This window comes from Pseudomonas sp. MIL19 (assembly GCF_028680365.1).
In the GTDB taxonomy this organism is placed as follows: Bacteria; Pseudomonadota; Gammaproteobacteria; order Pseudomonadales; family Pseudomonadaceae; genus Aquipseudomonas; species Aquipseudomonas spirodelae.
The window spans coordinates 78,540-104,922 of sequence record NZ_JAPPVG010000005.1; the positions used below are offsets into that span (position 1 = coordinate 78,540).

Genomic DNA, 26,383 nt, shown 5'->3' on the forward strand with positions numbered 1-26,383 from the left:
GGGAACAACTGTCCTTACCGGCTTCACTGAACGCTTGTGCTGCTCGATCCAAGAGGGGAATGGCGAAATGGCAACGGTAGACCGCTGGCTGCTGCCAGATGGCATCGAAGAAGTACTGCCGCCGTACGCGGGGCGTATTGAAGTGGCGCGCCGTCAGGTGCTGGATCTGTTCCAGTGCTGGGGCTATGAGTTCGTGGTGACGCCGCACATCGAATATCTTGAGTCGCTGCTCACTGGCGCCGGCCAAGATCTTGATTTGCGTACCTTCAAGGTGACCGATCCACTGTCCGGGCGGCAGATGGGCTTTCGGGCCGATATCACGCCGCAAGTGGCGCGCATTGATGCGCATACCTTGCGTCGCGAGGGGCCGAGTCGTCTGTGCTACGCCGGCAGTGTGGTGCATGCTCAGCCGCGTGCGCTGACCACTTCGCGCAGCCCGATTCAGCTGGGTGCTGAGTTGTATGGCGATGCCAGCCCGGCCAGCGATGTTGAGGTGATTAGCCTGCTGGTTAATACCCTTGAGCTGGCGGCCGTGCCGGATGTGCATATGGACCTTGGTCATGTGGGTATCTACCGTGGTTTGGCGCGTGCCGCTGCGCTGTCTGGCGAAGTTGAGCAGCAGTTGTTCGATGCGCTGCAGCGCAAGGCGATGGATGAAGTTGCCGAGCTGACCGAAACCCTGCCGGATGACCTGCGCAAGATGCTGCGCGCGCTCAGCGAACTGTGCGGTGGGCGTGAGGTGTTGGATCTGGCTCAGGCCTGCTTGGTCGATGCGCCCGACGACGTGCATGCCGCGCTAGACGAGCTGATGGCGATTGCCGATGCGCTGAGCTTGCGCTATCCGGAATTGCCGCTGTACTTCGACCTCGGCGAGCTGCGCGGCTATCACTATCACACCGGTGTGGTGTTTGCGGCCTTTGTTCCGGGTGTTGGCTATGCCATTGCTCAGGGCGGTCGCTATGACGACATCGGTGCCGATTTTGGCCGCGCGCGTCCGGCAACAGGCTTCTCCACTGACCTGAAAACCCTGGTCAGCCTGGGGCAGATGCAGCTGGGTGATGTGCCGGCTGGTATCTGGGCGCCAGATAACCATGATGTGTTTTTGTGGCAAGCCATTCAGCGTTTGCGTCAGGGCGGCCAGCGTGTGGTTCAGGCGCTGCCTGGGCAGGCCGCGGCTGATGCCGAGGTGGCAGGTTGTGATCGTCAGCTGTTGTTGCGTGATGGTCGCTGGCAGCTGGCTGAGCTAACAGCTTAAGCGTCCGTACCAAAAGTTTCCGCCGGCAGTGCCCGGCATCCAGTTTGCGAAGAGGGTTAGTGTTATGGGTAAGAATGTCGTAGTCCTGGGCACCCAGTGGGGCGATGAAGGCAAGGGCAAGATCGTCGACCTGCTGACCGAACAGGCTGCAGCTGTTGTGCGTTATCAGGGTGGTCACAATGCTGGCCACACCCTGGTGATCGACGGCGAGAAGACCGTTCTGCACCTCATCCCCTCCGGCATCCTGCGCGAAAACGTGCAATGCCTGATCGGCAATGGCGTGGTGGTGGCGCCCGATGCGCTGATGCGTGAAATCCTCAAGCTGGAAGAGAAGGGCGTGCCGGTGCGCGAGCGTCTGCGTATCAGTCCTTCCTGCCCGCTGATCCTGCAATATCACGTGGCCCTTGATCAGGCGCGTGAGAAGGCGCGTGGCGATGACAAAATTGGCACCACGGGGCGTGGCATTGGCCCGGCCTATGAAGACAAGGTGGCGCGTCGCGGTCTGCGCATTGGCGACTTGTTTAACCCGGAGCGTTTCGCCGTCAAGCTTGCCGAGTTGCTGGATTACCACAACTTCGTGCTGGTCAATTACTACAAAGAGCCGGCTATCGACTTCCAGAAGACGCTCGACGAGTGCATGGAATACGCCGAGCTGCTCAAGCCGATGATGACCGACGTGACGGCGGTACTGCACGAGATGCGTCGTGAGGGTCAGGACATCATGTTCGAGGGCGCTCAGGGTTCGTTGCTGGATATCGATCACGGCACCTACCCCTACGTCACCAGTTCCAACACCACGGCGGGCGGGATTGCGACCGGTTCCGGTTTTGGTCCGATGTACTTGGATTACATCCTCGGCATCACCAAGGCTTACACCACACGCGTTGGCTCCGGTCCGTTCCCGACTGAGCTGTTTGATGAAACTGGCGCGTTCCTCGCCAAGCGCGGTCATGAGTTTGGTTCCACTACCGGTCGTGCGCGCCGTTGCGGTTGGTTTGATGCCGTGATCCTGCGTCGCGCCATCGAGATCAACAGCATCTCGGGTCTGTGCTTGACCAAGCTGGATGTGCTCGACGGCCTGGAAACCATCCGTATCTGTGTCGGCTATAAAGACCAGAACGGTGTTGTGTTGGTTGATGCGCCGACGGATGCCGATAGCTACCTGGGCTTACAGCCGGTTTATGAAGAGATGCCGGGCTGGAGTGAGTCGACGCTGGGGGCGAAAACCCTGGAAGAGCTGCCGGCTGCTGCGCGTGCTTACATCAATCGCGTGGAGGAATTGGTTGGTGCGCCGGTCGATATCGTCTCCACCGGGCCGGATCGCAACGAGACTATTGTGTTGCGTCATCCGTTTGCCTGATAGTCGTGAGCAATGCACAAAGGGTCGCCATTTGGCGGCCCTTTGTCGTTTCTGGTGCGGGGGAAAATATCTGGGCTGGCCTTCATAAGTCAGTGTTCCCGCCGTTATAGGTAATACCGTTGTCAGGAGTGTCTGCCGTGTTTGCCATTATTTCTGTGTTGCGCAGTCGTTTATTGCTGCCGGTGTTTCTGGCGCTGGGCGTGGCCTTGTTGGTTAAGGTTGTGGTGGCGGTGGCGTTGACGCGCACCACGGTGGCGGCGCTTGAGGCTGATCTGGCCAGCGGCATGCAGGCCGATACGGCGCGCTTGGCGGAAGAGTTGACGAAGGCGGGTGAGGAGGTCAGTGGTGGGCTCAATAGCCTTTCGGCGAATACTCAGGCGCAGTTAGCCAAAGGCCTCTCCGCTCGATTGGGCGAAGAGCAGGGGCAGATCCGTGTGGTGCTGGATAGCAACCTTAAGCGTTCTGCCGATGAGTTGGCGCAGTTGTTGTCAGCGGTTGCGCCCAAGGCGATTTGGGATGCTGATGTGCCGGCGTTGACCGAGTTGGTGCGCGGCGCGCACCGCAATCCGGCCGTGCTGTTTGCGGTGTATCTCGATGCGCAGGGCGCGCGCCTTACGCGTCACCTCAATCGCCAGGACTCGCGCGTGCGGGCGCTGCTGGCCAAGGGCGAAGGCAGTGGTGCGCTGGATAAAGTGCTGCAGGCTGCCGCCAATGATCCCGGTGTATACATCGCCGAGGCTGCAATCAGTCCGATGGGCTCGGATATCGGCAAGGTTTTGCTCGGGGTTTCCACGGCATCGGTGGATGACGAGTTGGCGAAGCTGGATGCGCGTTTCGTCGAGCTGATCGGCAGTAGTGGGCAGTTGGTTTCCGACAGCCTGAGTGGTGCGGCTAGCAGCAGTGCAGGGGCCTTGGCGGCACGTTTGAGTGTTGCTCGTGATGCCGCTGAAGCTATGCAGCGGGGCAGTCGTGAGGTGGTGCGGCAGGCGGCGGCCGGGTTGCGCTGGAATATCAGTGTGGGGCTTGTGGTGGTGGCGCTGGTGATTCTGCTGGTGTTGGCGCTGGTGCTGGGGCAGCGAGTGGTCAGCAAGCTACATACCTTGATTGCGGTGCTGAATGACTGGGCGGCGGGCGAGGGGGATCTGACTCGCCGGGTGGAGCTCAACAGCCGAGATGAAATTGGCGACATGGCGGCGGCGGTCAATCGCTTTGTCGCCAAGCTGCAGCCGATTGTGCGCGAGGCGGGTGAGGTGGCGTCGTTAACCGGGCAGGAAATTGCCCATCTGGCTTCGCGCAGTGCCGCGGCGCAGTCGGCGGCGGAGCGTCAGCGCGATGAAGTGGCGGGTAGTCTGCAGGCTTTGGCGGAAATGGCGGGTGAAGCGCAGGCAGAAAGTCAGGCCATGCGTGAGGCGTTACAGCGTGTCGGGGCGATTCGTCAGGCGGCGGATGAGAACGCTGCGATTGCCCAGCGTGTGGGTGGTTCAATCGAAGAGTTAGTGCGGCGTGTAGAAGCGGGCTCGGCAGTGATCGAGCGGCTGGCCAAGCAAAGCGAGCAGATTGAGGTGGTGTTGACGGTGATTCGTTCAATTGCCGAGCAGACTAATTTGCTTGCTCTGAATGCCGCAATTGAGGCTGCGCGAGCAGGCGAGAGCGGGCGCGGTTTTGCTGTCGTGGCCGATGAGGTGCGAGCGTTGGCCAGTAAGACGCAGCAGTCCACCGGAGATATCCAGGCCCATATAGGTGCGTTGCAGTTGGGTGCGCGCGAGGCTGTTGAGGCGATTGGTCAGGCGGGTAGGCAAGCTGATCAGGGGTTGGCGGCGTTGCGCGAAAGTGCGCAGGTGCAGCAATCGGTGCGCGATGCGGTGGAGGAGGTGCATGGTGCAATCAATGGTGCGACCGAGGCCGCGGCGCATCAGGCTGCCGGTGCTGATGCTGTGCGTGGTCGCGTCGAGGTGATTCATGTCGAGGCGCAGCGGGCGGCGGAGGCTGTAGCGGCGACGGCGAGCAGTGGACGTGTGTTGGATGGGTTGGCGAAGAGGCTTAAGGCCAGCTTGGGGCAGTTTCGCGTTTAAACCGATTCAAGGCGGGCGCTTCTGGCGCTCGCCGAATGGTTGCGTCGTGATTGATTAAATCGCAGGCAATAAAAAACCGAGCCAGTGGCTCGGTTTTTTTGAATTGGTGCCCAGGAGAAGACTCGAACTTCCACGACCGTAAGGTCACCAGCACCTGAAGCTGGCGTGTCTACCAATTTCACCACCTGGGCATTGATTGCAAAACTTGCTTATTTGCTATCAACTACAACTTGGTTAACTTCGTTTCCCGTCGTTGTGGCGCGCATAATACGGATCGTGTTTTTACTTGTAAACCCCTGTTGTTAAAATATTTTATTCTGTGTGCTGTGCTGACCTGGACAGTGGTTTCGCGCTTCAATAGGCACATGGCAAACCGAATTTGTGTAGATAAGGTGAATTACCTCTAATGGCCGATTGGCAATCCCTCGATCCCGAGGCCGCTCGTGAAGCGGAAAAATACGAAAATCCCATCCCCAGTCGCGAGCTGATCCTGCAGCACTTGTCTGACCGTGGCTCCCCGGCGAGCCGGGAAGAGCTGGCCGATGAATTCGGCATGGCAACTGATGAGCAGCTCGAAGCGCTGCGTCGCCGTTTACGCGCCATGGAGCGCGATGGTCAGCTGATCTATACCCGTCGTGGTACTTATGCGCCGGTGGATAAGCTTGATTTGATTCTGGGTCGTGTCAGTGGTCACCGCGATGGCTTTGGCTTTCTGGTGCCGGATGACGGCAGCGATGACCTGTTCTTAAGCCCTGCGCAAATGCGCCTGGTGTTCGATGGTGACCGTGCGCTGGCGCGGGTCTCCGGCCTTGACCGTCGTGGCCGTCGTGAGGGCGCCGTAGTCGAGGTGATCAGTCGCGCTCACGAAAGCATCGTCGGTCGCTATTACGAAGAAAGCGGCGTTGGCTTTGTCGTTGCTGACAACCCGAAAATCCAGCAAGAAGTGCTGGTAACCCCGGGGCGTAATGCTGGCGCCAAGCAAGGGCAGTTCGTTGAGGTGAAGATCACCCACTGGCCGACCACGCGCTTCCAGCCTCAAGGCGATGTGATTGAGGTGGTTGGTAACTATATGGCACCGGGTATGGAAATCGATGTTGCCTTGCGCAGCTACGATATTCCCCATGTCTGGCCGGACGCGGTGGTGAAAGAGGCGAGCAAGCTTAAGCCTGAAGTCGAAGATAAGGACAAAGAGAAGCGTATTGATCTACGCCATCTGCCGTTCGTGACCATCGATGGCGAAGATGCACGTGACTTTGATGACGCGGTTTACTGCGAGAAGAATGGCAGCAACTGGCGGTTGTTCTCTGGCGGCTGGAAGCTCTATGTCGCCATCGCTGACGTTTCTCATTATGTGAAAATCGATTCGGCGCTGGATGCTGAGGCGCAGGTGCGTGGCAACTCGGTGTACTTCCCCGAGCGCGTTATCCCAATGCTGCCAGAAGAGCTCTCCAATGGTCTCTGCTCGCTGAATCCGCATGTGGATCGTTTGGCCATGGTCTGCGAGATCAGCATCTCGAAAACCGGCAAGATGACCGACTACCAGTTCTATGAAGCGGTGATCCATTCCCATGCGCGCCTGACCTACAACAAGGTCAGTGCCATGCTTGAACAGCCGAAAAGCACTGAAGGCAAAGCTCTGCGCGGCGAATACAAAGATGTGCTGCCGCATCTAAAGCAGCTGTATTCGCTGTACCAAGTCTTGCTGGCGGCGCGACATGAGCGCGGCGCCATCGACTTTGAGACCCAGGAAACGCGGATCATCTTCGGTGCAGATCGCAAGATCTCGGATATTTGCCCAACTCAGCGCAACGATGCGCACAAGTTGATCGAAGAGTGCATGCTCGCGGCCAACGTCGCGACTGCAGCGTTTATGCAGAAGCATGAGGTCCCTGCGCTATACCGTGTGCATGACGGTCCGCCGCCAGAGCGTGTGGAAAAACTCAAGGCATTCCTCACCGAGTTGGGGCTGTCGCTGCACCGCGGTAAGTCCAAGGACGGTCCGACCCCGAAAGACTATCAGCAATTGCTGGAAAGCATTCGCGGGCGTCCGGATTACCACCTGATCCAGACCGTAATGCTGCGCTCGCTCAGTCAGGCTGTGTATAGCGCGGACAATCAGGGCCACTTCGGTCTGAATTATGAGGCGTACGCACACTTCACCTCGCCGATTCGTCGCTACCCGGATCTGCTGATCCATCGGGCGATTCGCAGCGTGATTCGCTCCAAGCTTGACACTCCGCACGTAAAGCGCGCGGGTGCAGCCATCATGCCGCGTGCGCGTATTTATCCGTACGATGATGCAATTCTTGAGCAGCTCGGCGAGCAGTGCTCAATGTCTGAGCGGCGTGCCGATGAAGCGACTCGCGATGTTGTGAACTGGCTCAAATGCGAGTTTATGAAAGACCGCGTCGGCGAAACCTTCCCGGGTGTGATTACCGCGGTGACCGGTTTTGGTTTGTTCGTCGAATTGAAGGACATCTACGTTGAAGGGTTGGTGCACGTCACCGCCTTGCCGGGTGATTACTATCACTTCGATCCCGTGCATCACCGTCTGGCGGGCGAGCGCAGTGGGCGCAGCTTCCGTCTGGGCGATAGCATTGAGGTCAAGGTCATGCGCGTTGATCTTGATGAGCGCAAGATCGATTTCGAGTTGGCCGAAGAGAAGGTTGCAGTGCCGGCAGGCACGCGTCGCGGCGGTTTTGAATCGGCGGCGGGCAAGACTGGGCGCCGCAGCGAGCGTAAAGCGCCGGCGGGCTCTGATGTAGACAAAAGCCGCGCGCTGAAAAAGTCGCTGCTCAGTGATTCAAAGAGCAAGCCCGCTAAGGGTTCGTCCAAAGGCGAGTCGGCGGCAAAGTCGGGTAAGTCGAGTTCCCATCGTAAGGGTGCCGCTGCGGGTGGTGCGCCATCGTCGAGTGGGCCGCGCAAGCGTAAGGCGAAGTCATGAGTCAGCTGGAAAAAATCTACGGCGTGCATGCGGTAGAAGCGCTGTTGCGTCATCACCCCAAGCGGGTCAAGCAAGTCTGGTTAGCTGAGGGGCGTAATGACCCTCGCGTGCAGGTGATCCTGGCCTTGGCTGCGGATTCGCGGGTTGCGGTCGGTCAGTGCGAGCGTCGCGAGATGGACTCGTGGGTCGAGGGGGTGCATCAGGGGGTGGTGGCTGATGTTAGCCCGAGCCAGGTCTGGGGTGAGGCGATGCTCGATGAGCTGCTTGATCGCACCGAAGGGGCGCCTTTGTTGTTGGTGCTCGACGGCGTGACCGATCCGCATAACCTCGGTGCCTGCCTACGCACCGCTGATGCGGCGGGTGCGCTGGCGGTGATCGTGCCGAAGGACAAGTCCGCCACGCTCAACGCTACCGTGCGTAAGGTGGCCTGTGGTGCGGCTGAGGTAATTCCCTTGGTAGCCGTGACCAATCTGGCGCGCAGCCTGGAGAAGCTCCAGCAGCGCGGCCTGTGGGTTGTCGGTACCGCTGGTGAGGCGGAGATGGAGTTGTATGAGCATGACCTTACCGGACCGACCGTGTTGATCATGGGGGCTGAAGGCAAGGGCATGCGTCGTTTGACCCGCGAGCACTGCGATTACCTGGTCAAGTTGCCGATGGCAGGCAGCGTCAGCAGCCTCAATGTCTCGGTGGCGACCGGTGTTTGCCTGTTTGAGGCATTGCGTCAGCGCAAGGCTGGCAGCAAGAAGAAGTAGAGCGTGTGTAGTGAGCGCTTTAGGGCGCTCGCTATATCGAGTAACCGGCGGTTTAGGTTTCTCATGGGCGCGGGATTGTTCAAATAATCACCAGTTCGCCTTGCGTGCGGCAGGGGGCTTCACTAGAATGTTGCCCCTTGCCGCTACGGCAGGCGTTTTTGCGCCTTTCTGTTTCAGCAAGACAAACAAGTGAAATTCACTCCTTGCCTGACCGCATTTCGCGGCAGGCTACAACCCGTAAGGAGCATTTATGCGTCATTACGAAATCATCTTTCTGGTTCACCCGGACCAGAGCGAGCAAGTCGGCGGCATGGTTGAGCGTTACACCAAGCTGATCGAAGAAGACGGCGGCAAGATTCACCGCCTGGAAGATTGGGGTCGTCGTCAGCTGGCTTACGCCATCAACAACGTCCACAAAGCTCACTACGTGATGCTTAACGTTGAGTGCACTGGCAAAGCCCTGGCTGAGCTGGAAGACAACTTCCGTTACAACGATGCCGTGATCCGTAACCTGGTCATCCGTCGCGACGAGGCCGTTATCGACCAGTCCGAGATGCTCAAGGCCGAAGAAAACCGCAGTGAGCGCCGTGAGCGTCGTGACCGTCCTGAAAACGCCGATGCTACTGATGGCGATGACAGCGACAACAACGACAGCGACAACGCTGACGAGTAATCCACGGATCTATTGAGGAGCCACTCTCATGGCACGTTTCTTCCGTCGTCGTAAATTCTGCCGTTTCACCGCAGAAGAAGTGAAAGAGATCGATTTCAAAGATCTCAACACGCTGAAAGCTTACATCTCGGAAACCGGCAAGATCGTTCCTAGCCGTATCACCGGTACTAAGGCTCGTTATCAGCGTCAGCTGGCTACCGCTATCAAGCGCGCCCGCTTCCTGGCCCTGCTGCCTTACACCGACAGCCACGGCCGCTGAGACCGGATGTTCGACAAGAAGTAAGGGATTAATCGCATGCGCGCCTTAGCTGAATTCATTATGCGCGGCCGTATGCAGGCCACTCTCGTAGTGGTGGTTTCTGCGGCATTGCCGCTGTTGTTCTGGTTAAGTGCTGCCGCTGGAAGCCTGGTGCTTCTGCGGCGCGGTTGGAGTGATGCTGTTGGCATCCTCGCCTGGGCGCTGCTGCCGGCTATTGGCTGGTGGTATTTTGGTGAGCCGCGCACCCTTTTGGTGTTGCTCGGTGCGCTGGGGTTGGCGTTGTTGTTGCGCGCTAACCTGTCCTGGAATCGTGTGCTGCTGTGCAGCGTGGCATTGGGCCTGGTGTATGGGCTGGTCTTGGGTGCGGTATTCCGCGAACCCATCGACGCAATGGCGCTTGAGCTGCAAAAGCTCATGCCGCAAATGCTCGATGGGGTTCACCAGCAGATGTCGGTGGATGAGCGAGCGCGTCTGGATAGCCTGATTGCACCGGTGCTGACCGGTTTGATCGCGGCGTTGTTGCAGATAGTCAGCCTGTTGAGCCTGATGCTTGGGCGTTTCTGGCAGGCGCAGTTGTATAACCCGGGTGGTTTTGGCCGCGAGTTTCGCGCCCTACGCCTCCCACCACCGCTGGCGATGTTGCTGCTGGTCGGCATGCTGTTGGGGCCCAACCTGGGTCCGCAAATGGCCATGTTGACGCCGTTGTGCAGTGTGCCGTTGGCGTTTGCGGGTATCGCCCTGTTGCATGGGGTGGTGGCGCAAGGTCGGCTGGGCAAGTTCTGGCTGGTTGGGTTGTACATCACGCTGTTGCTGTTTATGCAGCTGACTTATCCGTTACTGGTGGTTTTGGCCATTGTCGACAGTCTGTTTGATTTTCGTGGTCGCTTTGAGCGTAAACAAGGCTCGGGCCCCGCGGACGGTGAAGGTTAAAAGTTAAGAGGTTATTACCAAATGGAACTGATCCTGCTGGAAAAAATCGCCAACCTGGGCAACCTGGGCGATAAAGTGAATGTTAAGGCCGGTTACGGTCGTAACTTCCTGCTGCCGCAAGGCAAAGCGACTGCTGCTACCGCTGCAAACATTGCAACGTTCGAAGCGCGTCGCGCCGAGCTGGAAAAACTGGCTACCGAGAAGAAAGCGTACGCTGAATCCCGTGCTGCTCAGTTGGCTGAACTGGAAGTCACCATCACCGCTACTGCGGGCGATGAAGGCAAACTGTTCGGTTCCATCGGTACTCACGACATCGCTGAAGCCCTGACCGCCTCCGGCGTTGAAGTGGCTAAAGCTGAAGTGCGTCTGCCGAACGGCACCATTCGCCAAGTTGGCGAATACGACGTAGCCGTGCACCTGCACAGCGACGTTGAAGCAACCGTTAAGGTTGTTGTTGTAGCCGCCGTTTAACTGGCTGCTCAACGGGCTTGCACTTAGGTGCAAGCTCGCTAACATCGGGCACGGCCTTGCGAAAGCGATGCCGTGCCCTTTGTTTTTCAAATACAGAATTCTTTTCCGAGCCTTATGAACGACATCAGCCTGCCCGAACAGTACGACCTGCAAACCTCAGCCCTGAAGGTGCCACCGCACTCGATCGAGGCTGAGCAAGCCGTGCTGGGGGGCTTGATGCTCGACAATAATTCTTGGGAGCGAGTGCTCGATGCGGTGTCCGACGGTGACTTCTATCGGCATGATCACCGCCTGATCTTCCGTGCGATTTTCAAGCTGGCCGAGCGCAATCACCCGTTTGACGTGGTCACCGTATCCGAGCAGTTGGACCAGGAAGGTCAGCTGTCGCAAGTCGGTGGGTTGGCCTATCTCGGCGAATTGGCGAAAAACATCCCCTCGGTGGCCAACATCAAGGCCTATGCGCGGATCATTCGTGAGCGCGCCACCTTGCGCCAGTTGATCGGCATCAGTGGCGAAATTGCCGACAGCGCCTATATGCCGCAAGGTCGCACCGGGGTAGAAATTCTCGATGAGGCCGAGCGGCTGATCTTTCAGATCGCCGAGGCACGGCCGAAGACCGGTGGGCCGGTCGGGATCAACGATATTCTGGTCAAGGCCATCGACCGTATCGACACCCTGTTCAATAGCGGTGATGCGATCACGGGCTTGTCCACCGGGTTTAATGACCTGGACGACCTGACCAGTGGCTTGCAGCCGGCCGACCTGATAATCGTCGCCGGCCGACCTTCCATGGGTAAGACCACCTTCGCCATGAACCTGGTGGAAAACGCCTTGATGCGCAGCGACAAGGTGGTGATGGTCTACTCGCTGGAGATGCCGTCCGACTCCATCGTCATGCGTATGCTGGCGTCCTTGGGGCGTATCGACCAGACCAAGGTGCGTGCGGGGCGGTTGGATGATGATGATTGGCCGCGCCTGACCTCGGCGGTCAACCTGCTCAATGACCGCAAGCTGTTTATCGACGACACTGCCGGTATTTCGCCTTCGGAAATGCGTGCGCGGACGCGGCGTCTGGCCCGTGAACACGGCGAAATTGGCCTGATCATGGTCGACTACCTGCAGCTGATGCAGATTCCGGGCTCCAGCGGTGACAGCCGAGTCAATGAGATTTCCGAAATCTCTCGCTCGCTGAAGGCTCTGGCCAAGGAGTTCAACTGCCCGGTGATTGCCCTGTCACAGCTAAACCGTGGCCTGGAACAGCGCCCGAATAAGCGCCCGATCAACTCCGACTTGCGTGAGTCCGGTGCGATCGAGCAGGACGCCGACATCATCATGTTCGTTTACCGCGACGAGGTGTATCACCCTGAAACGGAATATAAGGGCGTGGCTGAAATCATCATCGGTAAGCAGCGTAATGGTCCCTTGGGTACAGCGCGGCTGGCGTTCCTTGGTAAGTATTCGCGCTTCGAGAACTTGGCGCCGGGCAGCTACCAGTTCGACGACGAGTAAGGCGGAAACGGGCAACGCAACGAGTTATCGCGCTAGATCAATAAAAGCGGGCGACCAGTGGGTAAACTGGCCGCCCGTTTTGCTTTAAGGACATTGCCTCCATGCGCCCGCTTGTTGCCACCATCGATTTGTCTGCGATTACTCAGAACTATGCCGTGGCAAAACGCTGCGCGCCCGGCCGGCAGGCGTTTGCGGTGGTCAAGGCGAATGCCTATGGGCATGGCGTGCGTGAGGTGGTGACGGCGCTGCATGATCTGGCTGACGGCTTTGCTGTGGCCTGCCTGGAGGAGGCCGCCGAGGTGCGAGCGCTGCAGGGTGAGGCGCGCATTCTGCTGCTGGAAGGCTGCTTTGATGCAAACGAATACCAGTTTGCCGCGCAACTGGGGCTGGATGTGGTGGTGCACAGTGAGCAGCAAGCGCAGCAGTTGCTTGCGGCCACGTTGAACCGGCCACTGAATGTCTGGTTGAAACTCGACAGCGGCATGCATCGCCTAGGCTTCAATGCCGCACAACTGCGTGACTGGTACGGGTGTTTAAGCGGTGCGGAACAAGTCGCTGAGTTGAACCTGATCAGCCACTTTGCCTGCGCAGATGAGCGCGGCAGTGAAGCCACCGAGCACCAGCTTGAGCAGTTTCTCGATCTGTTGGATCTGGATTTTGCCCAGCGCTCGTTGGCCAACTCTGCGGCGATTTTGACCATTCCGGCGGCGCATATGGATTGGCTGCGCCCCGGCATCATGCTGTACGGCGCGACGCCGTTCGCCGACTTGACGGCCAAGGAGTTGGGTGTGCGCCCAGCGATGAGCCTGACGGCCCAACTGATTGCCTGTCGTGATGTGGCCGTTGATGAGGTTGTCGGTTATGGCGGTAGCTGGCGCGCTGAGCGGCCTTCACGTATCGGTACGGTGAGTTGCGGTTATGCCGATGGTTATCCGCGGCATGCGCCTGCCGGTACACCGGTAATTGTGGGTGGTCACCGCGTGGCGCTGGTTGGGCGCGTCTCTATGGATATGCTGACCGTTGACCTGACGGACGCACCTGACGCGGCCATAGGCGATGCGGTGGAGTTGTGGGGCGCGCAGTTGCCGGTTGATGAAGTGGCGCTGGCTGCTGGCACCATTGGCTACGAGTTGCTCAGCAAGGTCACGGCGCGGGTGTCGCGGCGTTATTGCAGTCACTAAGTCAGGCCAGTCCGCTTGGCACATTAAGCACATCCAGTCGCAGTCGCTCGTTACTGTTCAGCGCGCCATCTTCCCCGCACACGGCAGAGCCCGAGCGGCCTTGGCCTTTGACCTTGTAGAGCATTTCGTCAGCGGCCTTGTACAGCGTGGTGAAGTCATTGGCGTGGCGTGGGTAGAGCGCCACGCCAATGCTAATGGTCACGGTTAGGCGTTCAGCCCCGTAGGTGACCGGCCTGGCCAGTTCATCCAGCAGGCGGCGGGCAATGTCGCGCGCATGTTGTTCGGCATCTTCCCCGCAGATCAGTACCGCAAACTCGTCGCCGCCCAGGCGCGCCACCGCATCCCCCGAACGCACATGCTCGCGTAGACGCTGGGCGATGGTTTGCAGCATCAGGTCACCGGCGTCGTGGCCATATTTGTCGTTGATCGGTTTGAAATGGTCGAGATCAATCAGCAGCAAGGCAGTGGCTTCGTTGTGTCGGCGGGCGTTGGCCAGTGCAGCCTCACAACGCTCGACCAGAAAACGCCGATTGGGCAGCTCGGTCAAAGGGTCGTGGAAGGCGGCATGCTGCAGTTCGCGTTCACGCTCACTGAGCTGCTGATTGGCCAGTGCCAACTCTGCGGTGCGCAGTTTGACCGCGCTTTGCAGCTCGTCGGCGCTGCCCTGCATCTGCGCCATACGTGCGGTCTTTTCGCGGTCGGCCTGTTCCAGGGCTTCGGCTCTTTCCTGCTTGAGCGTTTGGATGCGGTAGGCCAATGCAAAAGAGAACAGAATTGATTCGGCGGCAACGGAGAGCGGGAATACATAGGCATTCCACGTTGCCGGTTGCACCAAGCCGGTGGCGCGCATCAGGGCCAGGCTGATGCTGCCGAGGATCAGGCCATAGCCACAAAGATAGAGAAAAGCCGGAAAGTAACCCTGGCGCCAGCGAATCAATGCCGAGCCCAGGGCCGCTGGGATACTGGTCAGCGACAGCAGGGCAATGATCCAGGCTGCAATGTGGCGTTGTCCCAGGCCATCCAGAACGACCGCAATGACATAGCACGTGCACGCAAAATTCAGCAGGTGATGGGCCCAGCGCACGTGTGTGCGGGTTTGCATCAGGCACTGGGTGAATCGCGTGGCGCAGAAGCCCCAGAGCGAGGGCAGGGTGATGCGGTCTAGCCAGAATGGCACGGGGTTATCCGGCCATAGGTATTGGAAGCCATGGCCGCTCATGCTGAGAATCATCAGCAGAGCGCCAGCGGTGGTCAGCACATACCAGAAGTAGGCTGAGTCGCGCAGGCTGCAGAAGATGAACAGGTTATAGAGCAACAGTGCCGCAATGATCCCGTAGATCACGCCGAGGGCAATGTTTTCTTCCGCCGCTTTCTGGCTCAAATCGTCCAGTTGCCAGGCGCGCATGGGAAATGAGTTGCCGGCCGGGTCATAGCTGCGCATGTAAAAGGTCGTGGGGTTCTGGTCGAGCGTGGGCAGCCTGAACAGCATGTGCCTGAAGTCGTGGTCACGCCCTTCGCGGTGGGCGACGCGTTCGCCCGATTGGCGCTCCTGCCAGTTGCCGTCTGGGCCTGGCCAATACAAACGCAGATCCAGCTGGGTCACGGAGCCGACCTCTAGCCACCATTGGGCGGGCGCATCGGCTGCGCGCTGCAGGCTGACTTTTATCCACCAGGGGTTAAGGCTTTGACCAACACTGGCGCGGCCATTCGCCGGTTGAAAGCGGCGCTGCACGGCGGGGTCGGCCATGTCGCGGATGGTCAGCTGAGCGCCAACATCTTCAAGCAGTTCTATTCGGTCATTGAGAGCGGTGCCGCTGCTTGTTGTGGTCAGCTCAATGGCGGCATGCGCCAGGCCGCTTGCAAGGGCCAGGTTCAACACGAATAGGGTCGAAAAAGCTAAGCGTCGCGGCACATGCGCTCCTAATCCCGGCTATTGGCGGCCGATGTTATGTACCCGAGTATAGTCGTAAGCCATTACGTTGCCGCGACACCCTCGCGGTGCAGATTGGTCATTAAACCTAGCGTTTGAGTCGGGTTTGGTTAAATTTTGTGCTATATTCCGCGGCCGCGATTTACCATCCCTGTTCGTCAACGCCGGTCACTTTCCATGTCCATGCAAACCGCCAAGCCGTTATTCGATTATCCAAAGTACTGGGCCGAGTGTTTCGGGCCAGCGCCTTTCCTGCCGATGAGTCGGGAAGAGATGGATCAGCTTGGCTGGGACAGCTGCGACATCATCATTGTCACCGGCGATGCCTATGTCGATCACCCTTCGTTTGGTATGGCGATCATCGGCCGGCTGCTGGAGTCCCAGGGCTTTCGCGTCGGCATCATCGCGCAGCCAAATTGGCAGTCGAAAGACGATTTCATGAAGCTCGGCGAGCCGAACCTGTTCTTCGGCGTCGCGGCCGGCAACATGGACTCGATGATCAACCGTTACACCGCCGACAAGAAGATCCGCTCGGACGATGCTTACACCCCTGGCGGTCTGGCCGGTAAGCGTCCGGATCGTGCCAGTCTGGTGTACAGCCAGCGCTGCAAGGAAGCCTACAAGCACGTACCGATCGTGCTTGGCGGCATCGAAGCCTCGCTGCGCCGCATCGCTCATTACGATTACTGGCAAGACCGCGTGCGTAACTCGATCCTGATCGACGCCAGCGCCGACATCCTGTTGTACGGCAACGCTGAGCGCGCCATCGTTGAAGTGGCCCAGCGTTTGTCCTACGGGCAGAAGGTCGAAGACATCACCGACGTGCGCGGCACCGCGTTTATTCGCCGGGATACGCCGCAAGGCTGGTATGAGGTGGACTCCACGCGCATCGACCGGCCGGGCAAGATCGACAAGATCATCAACCCGTACGTCAACACCCAGGACACTCAGGCCTGCGCCATCGAGCAAGAGAAAGGTCCCGCTGAAGACCCGAACGAGCCGCAGGTTGTGCAGATATTGGCCAGCCCGCGCATGACCCGCGACAAGACGGTAATCCGTCTGCCGTCGATGGAAAAAGTGCGCAACGACCCGGTTCTGTATGCCCACGCCAACCGCGTGCTGCACCTGGAAACCAACCCGGGCAACGCCCGCGCGCTGGTACAGAAGCACGGCGAAGTGGACGTGTGGTTCAACCCGCCACCCATCCCGATGACCACCGAGGAAATGGACTACGTGTTCGGCATGCCCTATGCGCGCGTGCCGCACCCGGTCTATGGCAAGGAGAAAATCCCGGCCTACGACATGATCCGCTTCTCGGTGAACATCATGCGTGGCTGCTTCGGCGGCTGTACCTTCTGCTCCATCACTGAGCACGAAGGGCGGATCATCCAGAACCGCTCGGAAGAGTCGATCATCCGCGAGATCGAAGAAATCCGCGACAAGGTGCCGGGCTTTACCGGGGTGATTTCCGACCTCGGCGGGCCGACGGCGAACATGTACCGCATCGCCTGCAAGAGCCCGGAGATTGAATCCGCCTGCCGCAAGCCAAGTTGCGTGTTCCCCGGTATCTGCCCGAACCTGAATACCGATCACTCCAGCTTGATTCAGCTGTACCGCAGCGCCCGCGCGTTGCCGGGGGTGAAGAAGATTCTGATCGCCTCCGGTCTGCGCTATGACCTGGCTGTCGAGTCACCGGAGTACGTGAAGGAGCTGGTCACCCATCACGTTGGTGGCTACCTGAAGATCGCCCCGGAACACACCGAGGAAGGCCCGCTGAATCAGATGATGAAGCCGGGCATTGGCAGCTATGACAAGTTCAAGCGCATGTTCGAGAAGTACTCGAAAGAGGCGGGCAAAGAGCAGTACCTGATCCCGTACTTTATCGCTGCGCACCCGGGCACCACCGATGAAGACATGATGAACCTGGCCTTGTGGCTAAAAGGTAATGGCTTCCGTGCCGACCAGGTGCAGGCGTTCTACCCGTCGCCGATGGCTACCGCCACGGCCATGTATCACTCGGGCAAGAATCCGCTGCGCAAGGTCAGCTACAAAAGCGACGGCGTGGCCATTGTAAAAAGCGAAGATCAGCGCCGCCTGCACAAGGCCTTCCTGCGTTACCACGACCCGAAAGGCTGGCCGATGCTGCGTGAGGCGCTGATCCGCATGGGTCGTGCCGACCTGATCGGGCCGGGTAAGAATCAGCTGATCCCACTGCATCAGCCAGCTACCGACGGCTACCAAAGTGCGCGGCGGAAAAACTCGACGCCGGCCGGTAGTAAGAAAGTGGCGGGAGCTTCCGCTGCCAAGAGCAAGCCGATGCTGACTCAGCACACCGGCTTGCCGCCGCGTGATACCGGCGCGGCAGGCGGCAACCCTTGGGACAAGCGTGAGCAGGCCAAAGCGGCCGCGCAGGCGCGTAACCAGCAGGCGGCCAAAGAACGTTCCGATGCCGCTAAAGGCAAAGGCAAGAAGCCGGTGAAGAAGCCAGCTGTGCCGCGCTGATCCTGCGCCCATAAAAAACGCCAGCACTGAGCTGGCGTTTTTTATGGCGTCGGTTATAGGTGTTGAGGGACTTCACAGCCGTAGGATGGGTTCGTCGCGTAGCGGCGATACCCATCAGGTCTTTGATGGGTATCGCTGCGCTCAACCCATCCTACAGCCTCAGCCGTAGCGCTTCTGCGCTTCAATCGCTAGGCCGCTGCCAATGCTGCCGAAGGTGTTGCCTTCCACATGGTGGGCATTCGGCAGCATGGCCGCCACGCTCTGGCGCAACGCCGGAATGCCACTGGAACCACCGGTAAAGAACACTGTATTGACTTGTTCGACGCTCACGCCGGCATCGCTGAGAAGCTGGGTGACACTGGCGCGCACCCGCTCCAGCAGCGGCTCAATGGCGTCCTCAAACAGCTCGCGAGTCAGTTCTGCGACCAGTCCGGCTTCCAGGCGGCTGAGGTCGATGGGGCGCGCCTCCTGCTCGGTGAGGGCGATCTTGCTGTCTTCCACTTGCATGGCCAGCCAATGGCCGTCGCGCCGCTCAATCAGCTGGAACAGGCGGTCAATGCCCGTGGGGTCGACAATGTCGTAGCGCATGCTTTGCAGCTGGCGCTGCGACTGCGCGGAGTACACCGCGTTGATGGTGTGCCAGGTCGCCAGATTGAGGTGGGTGCTGGTGGGCATTGGTGCGGCGCTTTTCATCCGGCTGCCATAGCCAAACAGCGGCATTACGCCAGCCAGGGAGAGCTGCTTGTCGAAATCAGTACCGCCGATATGCACGCCGCCGGTGGCGAGAATGTCGCTGCTGCGGTCGGCGACGTTACGCCGCTCCGGTGCAAGGCGCACCAGGGAGAAGTCCGAGGTACCCCCGCCAATGTCGACGATCAGCACCAGCTCTTCCTGACTGATGCCTGACTCGTAGTCGAAAGCGGCGGCGATTGGCTCGTACTGGAACGACACTTCCTTGAAACCGAGCTTGTGTGCCACGGCCACGAGTGTGTTCTGGGCTTCCAGGTCGGCGATCGGGTCGTCATCCACGAAGAACACCGGGCGGCCCAGCACCACCTCTTCAAACGGCCGGTCGGCGGCGTGCTCGGCGCGCTTTTTCAGCTCGCCGATAAAGAAACCCAGCAGGTCCTTGAACGGCAGGGCACTGCCGAGCACCGTGGTTTCGCTTTTCAGCAGTTTGCTGCCCAGCAGGCTTTTCAGCGAGCGCATCAGGCGGCCTTCATAGCCTTCCAGGTATTCCTGCAGCGCCAGGCGGCCATACACCGGGCGGCGCTCCTCCATATTGAAAAACACCACCGATGGTAGGGTGATTTTGCCGTCCTCAAGCGGGATCAGCGTCTCAGCGTCCGGCCGTAGCCAGCCGACAGTGGAGTTGGATGTGCCGAAATCGATGCCGCAGGCGCGGGCGGGAGTAGAGAGAATCATGCGGCGCGCTGTTCCTGAAAAATGACCGGGAGATTGTGAGAGTGCGAGCGGCGGCTCAAGGCATGGCCGGGAGCGGTATTGCGCACAAGCCCCGAAGAGGGTGACGCACAGGAATGTGCTGAACACAAAAAACGGCCGCGCATTCTATGCGAGTGCGCCGCGCAATGCTGCCCCCGGTTATCCACTTGGCGTTTTTGCTTGGCAACGTTGTCAGGCTGAGTGCGTCAGCCGTTGCGGGCGGGCGTGAGTGGCGCGACCGCGGCTAGCGCCAGCCGAGGGTCAACGCCGCCAATACGGCATAACGAGCGGTTTTCGCCAGGCTGACGATCAGCAGGAAGACCCACAGCCGTTCGCGCATGACCCCGGCCACCAGGGTCAGTGGATCACCTATCACCGGCACCCAGCTCAACAGCAGCGCCCAGCGGCCGTAACGCGCATAACCGCGCTGCGCTTGTTGCAGGCGCGCCTCGCTGACCGGGAACCAGGGTTTATGGCGGAAGTGTTCGAGGTAGCGGCCGAGTAGCCAGTTGAGCAGAGCGCCGAGGACGTTACCTACGCTAGCCACGGCCACGAGCATCCAGGGCCAGTAGGCGTCGCTCAGCAGCAGCGCCACCAGCACGCTTTCCGATTGCAACGGCAGCAGTGTGGCGGCACCCAGCGCCGAAATAAACAGGCCCAGATAGGCTGAAAGGGTCAGCATCGGTTCAGTGTCGGGCCGCGTCGCTTAAGGCTGCTTTTCCTGTTCGGGATTGGCCATGACGTCTTCCAGTTTGAGGCCGGTGAGGCCGTGGATGGTGCGCCACAGGTAATAGAAGATGGCCATCAGCATGATCATCGAGGGGATCGCAATCATTGGGTAGCTGAGCAGGTTCATCCGCCCCAGCTCGTCATTGAACGCCTCGCTACCTGCCGGGCTGATGACAATCCACTTGGCCAGTACGTAGTTCATCGCCGATGAAAAGAAGAAGGTGCCGCTTAGCCAGTATGTGGCCCGGAGCAGGCGTGCTTCGAACTGCGGGGTATTACCCGCCTGCTCCAGGCACTCATGGATCTTGTCGACATTGAGCACGGCTTTGTTAAACAGCATGGTGCGGATCAGCGGGTAGCGGGTGCGGGTTGAAACCAGCACGGCGATACCGATGATTCCTGGGATTGCCGCTTCTTTGATTGCCAGCCACTGGTTGTCCAGCTTGAGCAGGCCGATACCGCCGGTAAGCAGCACGCTGACGAGGCCGAGCAGGGCAATAAAGTTGAATTTGCGGTACTTGAGCAGCTCAAAGCTGCCCCAACCCAGCGGGAAGGCCAGTGCCAATATCAGCGCACCATCGGCGCCCAGCCTGCTTTCGCCACTGAGCTTCATCAGGATCAGCGAGGGAATCACGATGCTGACGAGCAAGTCGATCAGCGGGCGGGGTTTGTGTGCGGCTTGATTGTTTGGCGTGGTATCGGTCATGTCGTTCAAGGTGCAGGAAAGAAGCGCGATCATCGCCTGCTTGAGCGGCGGCTACCAGCCCAGCCGTCGCCTTGAGTGTGAAAAAATATGAGTGGGGCGGCGATTGCAGTGGCCATCTGCGATTTCTGGCTGTCGCCCCCTCGCCTAGCATTTGGCGAGGTTAAGTGTCTGATACTAAAGTGATATCGATAGCGCGACGGTTAGGCTTTACTGTGCGTGACAGCGCGCGAGGCACCGCTAGGCTTTGGCGTAATGCTGATGCGTCAACTATGTCTGTATAAGTCTAGATAGCCGCTGCTGCAGCTGGCGTACCTTCCCCTACTAGCCATTCGTGTGCCCGCCGCGCGGGCTCCCTGCGATGGTTTATGGGGCAGTTTTTCAAGTTTTTAGGTCGTGCTCCATGAGGTTTACGTTCTGGCTGGGTGTGTTTCTGTTTGGCTGTGGCGCATCCGCGTTGGCGGCTGAGTTACGCCTGTATACCGAGGAGTACCGCCCGCTGAGCTATAGCGACAATGGCCGGCTAACCGGTATGGCGGTGGAAGTGGTCGAGTTGCTGGTTGAGCGGACCGGGCAGGCTACTCGGATCGAGCTGGTGCCCTGGACCCGTGGTTATCATCAGATACGCCGTGAGGCGAATAGTGGCTTGTTCGCCATGGTGCGCACGCCTGAGCGCGAAGCGCTGTTCCAGTGGGTTGGGCCGATTGCGCAGGGGCGTACCAGTTTCTATGCCCGGCGTGGGGCTGGGTTGGCGATACGTGAGCTAAAGGATCTCGAACGGTTTAGTTCACTGGTGCTGCCAAAACGCTGGTATTCCTACGAATACCTGCGCGGGCTGGGGCTGAAAAACCTCCACGGCGTGCCGACGCCACAGCACATGGTGAAGATGTTCAAGCATGGGCGCAGCGAGTTAATGGTGGCGAGTAACTTGGTGTTGGCTGAGATGCTCGCGCAGCAAGGCATGCGCCCTGAAGAGGTTGAGTTGCAGTTCACCTTTATGGCTAACAATTCCTATATCGGCTTTTCCAAGAGCTCCGACCCGGCGCTGGTGCAGCGTTGGCAACACGCGCTTGAGCAGGCTGGTCGTGATGGCAGTTTGCAAAAGATTCACCAGCGCTGGTTTAGCGAACCCTTCAGTTTGGAGGCCTTGGCGCCCGTACCCGCCCTTAGCAACGACTTGCCGGGCCAGTGATGGCCAGTGCCGATGGATTGAGCCTGCTTATGCCCGGCGCCTTGCCTGCAAAACCTTCCTGTATATGCCGAGTGGCTTTCTATTTGGCCGCGCTAAGTGCCTGTCGAATGCGGGGTGCCCACAAAGTTTTGCGGTTTGCGCTGTGGGATCGGCGTAAGGCCGGCTGGCTGATTATGTAGTTTTACTACATAATTGCTCGCCAAAACCAAAAACGAGCAATGGTGCACTTCCATGCAAAGAGCCTCGCATCATGACCTTCGCGCGCAGTTTCGCGCGCTTCTTGCCTCAAATAGCTGCTATCACACGGCCTCGGTGTTCGACCCCATGGCGGCGCGCATTGCTGCCGATCTCGGCTTTGAAGTGGGCATCCTGGGCGGTTCTGTAGCTTCACTACAAGTTCTGGCCGCGCCGGACTTTGCCCTGATCACCCTCAGCGAGTTTGTCGAGCAGGCTACCCGTATTGGCCGAGTCAGCCGCTTGCCGGTGATCGCCGATGCCGACCACGGCTATGGCAATGCACTCAACGTGATGCGTACCGTGGTTGAGTTGGAGCGCGCGGGGATTGCTGCGTTGACCATCGAAGACACCCTGTTGCCGGCGCAGTTTGGGCGCAAGTCCACGGACCTGATCAGCGTGGCCGAAGGTGTCGGCAAGATCCGAGCTGCGCTGGAGGCGCGGATCGACCCAGACCTGGCCATCATCGCGCGAACCCATGCCGGCGTGCTTAGCGTTGAGCAGGTGATACAGCGCACCCAGGCCTATCAGGCGGCCGGTGCCGATGCCATCTGCATTGTCGGTGTAGAGGATTTTGCCCATCTGGAGAAGATATCCGCCGCCTTGAGCGTGCCGCTGATGCTGGTGACCTACGGCAATCCGAAACTGCGTGACAACCAACGTCTGGCCAAGCTCGGCGTGCGCATTGTGGTCAATGGCCATGCCGCCTACTTCGCCGCCATCAAGGCGACCTATGACTGCCTGCGTGAGCAGCGTGGGGCGCAGTCCAGTGATCTCAGCGCGACTGAGTTGACGCATACCTACACCCAGCCCGAGGACTACATCGTCTGGGCTGAAGAGTTTATGAACGTGAACGAATAGGCCGCCGATCACCTGCGCTTGTAATCAGCCTCAGTGACGTTCATATCTTCTCCTCAGGGCAACGCATGTGGAGGTGATCATGGCCGGTGGTTGGAGTAATGACGGCGCGGTACAGGAACAGATCGACAGCACCATCGCGGACGCCGTCCAGCGCGCCCGTAGCCAACTGCCCAGTGGCGAGAGCCTGACGCACTGCGAGGTGTGCGATGCGCGCATTCCTGACGCGCGACGCCAGGCTGTGCCCGGTGTGAGGCTATGCGTGGCCTGCCAGGACGCGGATGATCAACAGCAGAAAGCCAGTGGCGGCATCAACCGGCGCGGTAGCAAAGACAGTCAGCTGCGCTGATTGAGCGGGCGTGGGGCTGGTCTGTAGCCAGCAGAGTGTTCATCTATACTTTTCGCCAATAACCACCTTCAGCTAGAGGCCGCTTGATGGTTACTGCTTTGCGTGACGCTATCCTCACGAGTTACCCACGTGCACCCTACGCATGGTCGGTGATGTTGATGCGCCGCTGCATCTTGTGTGCGTGTTTGTGGTTGTCGGGGATGGCGTTGTCGTCAGCGGCAGAGTTGCAGTTGTACACAGAAGAAAGCCCGCCCTTTAATTTCAGTCGCGATGGTCGCGTCACCGGCTTTTCTACTGAGCTTATTCGCCAGCTGGCCGTGCTTGCCGGGGATGTTGCACACATCAAGTTGGCGCCTTGGACGCGCGGTTATGCCAAGGCACAGGACGCCCCGAATGTTGGTATTTTCACCATGGCGCGGATTGCCGAGAGGGAAAAATCGTTCCAGTGGGTGGGGCCCATCTCCCTTTCGCTGAACCGCTTTTATACCCGTAAAGGCTCAGGTATTCGGATGGGTAGTATTGCTGAGGCGCAAGCCATGCAACTGGTCCTGCCGCGGCAGTGGTACAGCTACCAATACCTGGTGGATAAAGGCTTCAGCAATATTTATACGGTGACCTCTGCTGAGCGGATGATGCAGATGTTTCGCAGTGGCCGTGGCGATATGTTGGCCGTCAGCGATATTGCCTTACCTGCACTATTGGACATGGCAGGTATGACGCCGGATCAGCTCGAACCGCAGTTGGTTTTCCTGCAGCACGAGTCCTACCTGGCATTCTCTTTGGCCACTGACCCGGCGGTGGTCAGCCGTTGGCAAGGGGCGCTGGATGAGATGAAGCGTGATGGCAGCTTCGCGCGTCTCTTCCAGCACTGGTTCCCCAACCTGAGTTTGCTGCCTCGTTTACTTGAAGTCAGTCGCTAGCGTCAGAACAGGAAATAGCGCTGCGCCATCGGCAGCACCTCAGCCGGTTCACACCAGAGCAACTGACCGTCTGCCTTGACCTGATAATTCTGCGCGTCCACCTCGATAGTCGGCAGGTAGTCGTTGTGAATCAGGTCGGTTTTCTGCACCTCGCGGCAGCCTTTGACCACGCCAATCTTCTTCTTCAGCCCCAGCTGTTCGGGCACCCCAGCATCGAAAGCCGCCTGGCTGATAAAGGTGATGCTGGTGGCATGCCGGCTGCCGCCATAGCTGGCAAACATCGGCCGGTAGTGCACCGGCTGCGGGGTGGGGATCGAGGCGTTGGCGTCGCCCATCAGGCTGGCGGCAATTGCGCCGCCTTTGAGGATTAGGGTGGGCTTAACGCCGAAGAACGGCGGGCGCCAGAGCACCAGATCGGCCCACTTGCCCACTTCGACCGAGCCGACTTCGTGGCTGATGCCGTGGGTGATGGCCGGGTTGATGGTGTACTTGGCGATGTAGCGTTTAACCCGGAAGTTGCTGTTGCCGGGGCCGTCGCCTTCCAGCGGGCCGCGCTGCTTGTGCATCTTGTCGGCGGTCTGCCAGGTACGCGTGATCACCTCGCCGACGCGGCCCATGGCCTGGCTGTCGGAGCTGATCATGCTGAACGCGCCGAGGTCATGCAGGATGTCTTCGGCGGCAATGGTCTCGCGGCGAATGCGGCTTTCGGCAAACGCCACGTCCTCGGCGATGCTCGGGTCGAGGTGGTGGCAGACCATGAGCATGTCGAGGTGCTCGTCGATGGTGTTTTTGGTGAACGGCCGGGTCGGGTTGGTCGAGCTGGGCAGCACGTTGGGGAAGCCGCAGGCCTTGATGATGTCCGGCGCGTGGCCGCCACCGGCACCTTCGGTGTGGTAGGTGTGGATGGTGCGGCCCTTGAACGCGCCGAGGGTGGTTTCGACAAAGCCGGATTCATTCAGCGTGTCGGTGTGAATCGCCACCTGCACGTCGTACTGATCGGCCACGGAGAGGCAATTGTCGATGGCCGCCGGGGTGGTGCCCCAGTCTTCATGCAGTTTTAGGCCGATGGCACCGGCCTTGACCTGCTCGATCAGCGGTTCTGGCAGCGAAGCGTTGCCCTTGCCGGTAAAGCCCATGTTCATCGGAAAGGCATCGGCGGCCTGCAGCATGCGCGCCATGTGCCACGGCCCTGAGGTGCAGGTTGTGGCGTTGGTGCCGGTGGCTGGCCCGGTGCCGCCACCGATCATGGTGGTGACGCCGCTCATCAAGGCTTCTTCGATCTGCTGCGGGCAGATGAAGTGGATATGGCTGTCGATGCCGCCAGCGGTGAGGATCATGCCTTCGCCGGCGATCACTTCGGTGCCCGCGCCGATGGCAATGGTCACGTCCGGCTGAATGTCGGCGTTACCCGCTTTGCCGATGGCGGCGATGCGCCCGTCTTTGAGGCCGACGTCGGCTTTGACGATGCCCCAGTGGTCGATGATCAGCGCGTTGGTGATCAGCGTGTCGACCACATCGGCGGCGCACAGTTGTCCCTGGCCCATGCCGTCGCGGATCACCTTGCCGCCGCCGAATTTCACTTCCTCGCCGTAGGTGGTGAAGTCTTTTTCCACTTCAATCCACAGCTCGGTATCGGCCAGGCGCACCTTGTCGCCGACGGTGGGGCCGAACATATCGGCATAGGCTTGGCGGGAAATTTTCATGTTTGTCCTATCCGTAGGATGGGTTAGCGGCGAAGCGGCATAACCCATCAATGCTTGGTTAGTTTTTGGCGATGGGTATCGCTGCGCTCCACCCATCCTACCCAGACGTTACAAGTCGCCCATCACCCGTCCGGCAAAGCCGAATACGCGGCGATGGCCGGCCAGGTCGACCAATTCCACCTCGCGGCTCTGTCCGGGCTCAAAGCGCACCGCAGTGCCGGCCGGGATGTTCAGGCGCATGCCACGCGCCGCGCTGCGATCAAAAGTCAGCGCGTAGTTGGTTTCAAAAAAATGGTAATGCGAGCCGACCTGAATTGGTCGGTCGCCGCTGTTCGCCACGGTCAGGCTGATCGTGCGACGGCCGGCATTCAGCTCGATGTCGCCGTCCTGGATCTGGTATTCGCCGGGGATCAT

General features: G+C 59.5%; 22 protein-coding genes, 1 tRNA gene and 1 pseudogene. 17 read left to right on the top strand and 7 right to left on the bottom strand.

What is annotated here, in order from left to right; genetic code table 11:
- The first annotated feature begins 67 nt into the window (after nt 1-67).
- From N1078_RS05695 to N1078_RS19625, 4 genes and pseudogenes are all read left to right on the top strand, one after another.
- Entirely contained in the window at nt 68-1,255 is a 1,188-nt protein-coding gene (locus tag N1078_RS05695; protein WP_274087238.1) for an ATP phosphoribosyltransferase regulatory subunit, read from the top strand.
- A 64-nt stretch (nt 1,256-1,319) separates the two neighbouring features.
- Entirely contained in the window at nt 1,320-2,615 is a 1,296-nt protein-coding gene (locus tag N1078_RS05700; protein ID WP_274087239.1) for an adenylosuccinate synthase, read from the top strand.
- Between the two features lie 953 nt (nt 2,616-3,568).
- Nucleotides 3,569-3,829, top strand: a pseudogene (locus N1078_RS19620) (HAMP domain-containing protein); the annotation flags it as partial.
- Nucleotides 3,803-4,687: a methyl-accepting chemotaxis protein gene (locus N1078_RS19625; protein WP_411912067.1), complete on the top strand. Its 885-nt coding sequence runs from the start codon at nt 3,803-3,805 to the stop codon at nt 4,685-4,687. The pseudogene N1078_RS19620 and the gene N1078_RS19625, both read left to right, overlap by 27 nt.
- Nucleotides 4,688-4,791: 104 nt before the next feature.
- On the opposite strand, the gene N1078_RS05710 is transcribed toward N1078_RS19625, so the two are convergent.
- A tRNA-Leu gene (locus tag N1078_RS05710) sits at nt 4,792-4,878 on the bottom strand.
- Between the two features lie 215 nt (nt 4,879-5,093).
- Here N1078_RS05710 and rnr point away from each other — a divergent pair.
- The 8 genes from rnr (at nt 5,094) to alr (ending at nt 13,406) form a co-directional block, all read left to right on the top strand.
- Nucleotides 5,094-7,631 carry a ribonuclease R gene (gene rnr, locus N1078_RS05715; protein WP_274087241.1) on the top strand — a complete coding sequence of 846 codons (2,538 nt, stop codon included), beginning with the start codon at nt 5,094-5,096 and terminating at the stop codon, nt 7,629-7,631.
- Nucleotides 7,628-8,383 carry a 23S rRNA (guanosine(2251)-2'-O)-methyltransferase RlmB gene (rlmB, locus tag N1078_RS05720; RefSeq protein ID WP_274087242.1) on the top strand — a complete coding sequence of 252 codons (756 nt, stop codon included), beginning with the start codon at nt 7,628-7,630 and terminating at the stop codon, nt 8,381-8,383. Before rnr ends, rlmB begins: the two co-directional genes overlap by 4 nt.
- Before the next feature lie 250 nt (nt 8,384-8,633).
- Nucleotides 8,634-9,056, top strand: a complete 423-nt coding sequence (gene rpsF / locus N1078_RS05725) for a 30S ribosomal protein S6 (RefSeq protein ID WP_274087243.1) — start codon at nt 8,634-8,636, stop codon at nt 9,054-9,056.
- 28 nt (nt 9,057-9,084) lie between these two features.
- Nucleotides 9,085-9,315 carry a 30S ribosomal protein S18 gene (gene rpsR, locus N1078_RS05730; RefSeq protein WP_069519637.1) on the top strand — a complete coding sequence of 77 codons (231 nt, stop codon included), beginning with the start codon at nt 9,085-9,087 and terminating at the stop codon, nt 9,313-9,315.
- A 36-nt stretch (nt 9,316-9,351) separates the two neighbouring features.
- The gene (locus N1078_RS05735; protein ID WP_274087244.1) at nt 9,352-10,245 is read left to right on the top strand and encodes a hypothetical protein; all 894 of its coding nucleotides are present in this window, start codon (nt 9,352-9,354) and stop codon (nt 10,243-10,245) included.
- A 21-nt stretch (nt 10,246-10,266) separates the two neighbouring features.
- Nucleotides 10,267-10,716 carry a 50S ribosomal protein L9 gene (gene rplI / locus N1078_RS05740; protein WP_274087245.1) on the top strand — a complete coding sequence of 150 codons (450 nt, stop codon included), beginning with the start codon at nt 10,267-10,269 and terminating at the stop codon, nt 10,714-10,716.
- 114 nt (nt 10,717-10,830) lie between these two features.
- Complete coding sequence (dnaB, locus tag N1078_RS05745; protein ID WP_274087246.1) at nt 10,831-12,225, top strand: replicative DNA helicase; 1,395 nt, start codon at nt 10,831-10,833, stop codon at nt 12,223-12,225.
- Between the two features lie 101 nt (nt 12,226-12,326).
- Nucleotides 12,327-13,406, top strand: a complete 1,080-nt coding sequence (alr, locus tag N1078_RS05750) for an alanine racemase (protein ID WP_274087247.1) — start codon at nt 12,327-12,329, stop codon at nt 13,404-13,406.
- Between the two features lies 1 nt (nt 13,407).
- Here alr and N1078_RS05755 read toward each other — a convergent pair whose 3' ends face one another.
- Nucleotides 13,408-15,318 carry a diguanylate cyclase domain-containing protein gene (locus N1078_RS05755; RefSeq protein ID WP_411912060.1) on the bottom strand — a complete coding sequence of 637 codons (1,911 nt, stop codon included), beginning with the start codon at nt 15,316-15,318 and terminating at the stop codon, nt 13,408-13,410.
- 201 nt (nt 15,319-15,519) lie between these two features.
- Here N1078_RS05755 and N1078_RS05760 point away from each other — a divergent pair, with 201 nt between their 5' ends.
- Nucleotides 15,520-17,838: a YgiQ family radical SAM protein gene (locus N1078_RS05760; protein WP_274087317.1), complete on the top strand. Its 2,319-nt coding sequence runs from the start codon at nt 15,520-15,522 to the stop codon at nt 17,836-17,838.
- A 159-nt stretch (nt 17,839-17,997) separates the two neighbouring features.
- On the opposite strand, the gene N1078_RS05765 is transcribed toward N1078_RS05760, so the two are convergent.
- The 3 genes from N1078_RS05765 to N1078_RS05775 form a co-directional block, all read right to left on the bottom strand.
- A complete protein-coding gene (locus N1078_RS05765) occupies nt 17,998-19,263 on the bottom strand; it encodes an Hsp70 family protein (protein WP_274087248.1) in 1,266 nt (421 codons plus the stop codon).
- A gap of 262 nt (nt 19,264-19,525) precedes the next feature.
- Complete coding sequence (locus N1078_RS05770) at nt 19,526-19,963, bottom strand: YqaA family protein (RefSeq protein ID WP_274087249.1); 438 nt, start codon at nt 19,961-19,963, stop codon at nt 19,526-19,528.
- Nucleotides 19,964-19,987: 24 nt separating this feature from the next.
- Nucleotides 19,988-20,716, bottom strand: a complete 729-nt coding sequence (locus N1078_RS05775) for a VC0807 family protein (RefSeq protein ID WP_274087318.1) — start codon at nt 20,714-20,716, stop codon at nt 19,988-19,990.
- A gap of 400 nt (nt 20,717-21,116) precedes the next feature.
- On the opposite strand from N1078_RS05775, the gene N1078_RS05780 reads away from it, so the two are divergent.
- The 4 genes from N1078_RS05780 (at nt 21,117) to N1078_RS05795 (ending at nt 24,266) form a co-directional block, all read left to right on the top strand.
- Nucleotides 21,117-21,905, top strand: a complete 789-nt coding sequence (locus N1078_RS05780; protein WP_274087250.1) for a substrate-binding periplasmic protein — start codon at nt 21,117-21,119, stop codon at nt 21,903-21,905.
- Between the two features lie 231 nt (nt 21,906-22,136).
- Nucleotides 22,137-23,000, top strand: coding sequence for an isocitrate lyase/PEP mutase family protein (locus N1078_RS05785; RefSeq protein WP_274087251.1), 864 nt, complete (start codon nt 22,137-22,139; stop codon nt 22,998-23,000).
- A 79-nt stretch (nt 23,001-23,079) separates the two neighbouring features.
- Nucleotides 23,080-23,346, top strand: a complete 267-nt coding sequence (locus tag N1078_RS05790; RefSeq protein WP_274087252.1) for a DksA/TraR family C4-type zinc finger protein — start codon at nt 23,080-23,082, stop codon at nt 23,344-23,346.
- Nucleotides 23,347-23,504: 158 nt separating this feature from the next.
- Entirely contained in the window at nt 23,505-24,266 is a 762-nt protein-coding gene (locus tag N1078_RS05795) for a substrate-binding periplasmic protein (RefSeq protein WP_274087253.1), read from the top strand.
- 2 nt (nt 24,267-24,268) lie between these two features.
- Here the strand turns inward: N1078_RS05795 and ureC are convergent, their stop codons facing one another.
- Nucleotides 24,269-25,969, bottom strand: a complete 1,701-nt coding sequence (gene ureC / locus N1078_RS05800; RefSeq protein ID WP_274087254.1) for an urease subunit alpha — start codon at nt 25,967-25,969, stop codon at nt 24,269-24,271.
- A gap of 108 nt (nt 25,970-26,077) precedes the next feature.
- Nucleotides 26,078-26,383 (bottom strand): urease subunit beta, encoded by a 306-nt coding sequence (locus N1078_RS05805; protein WP_274087255.1) that lies wholly within the window; start codon nt 26,381-26,383, stop codon nt 26,078-26,080.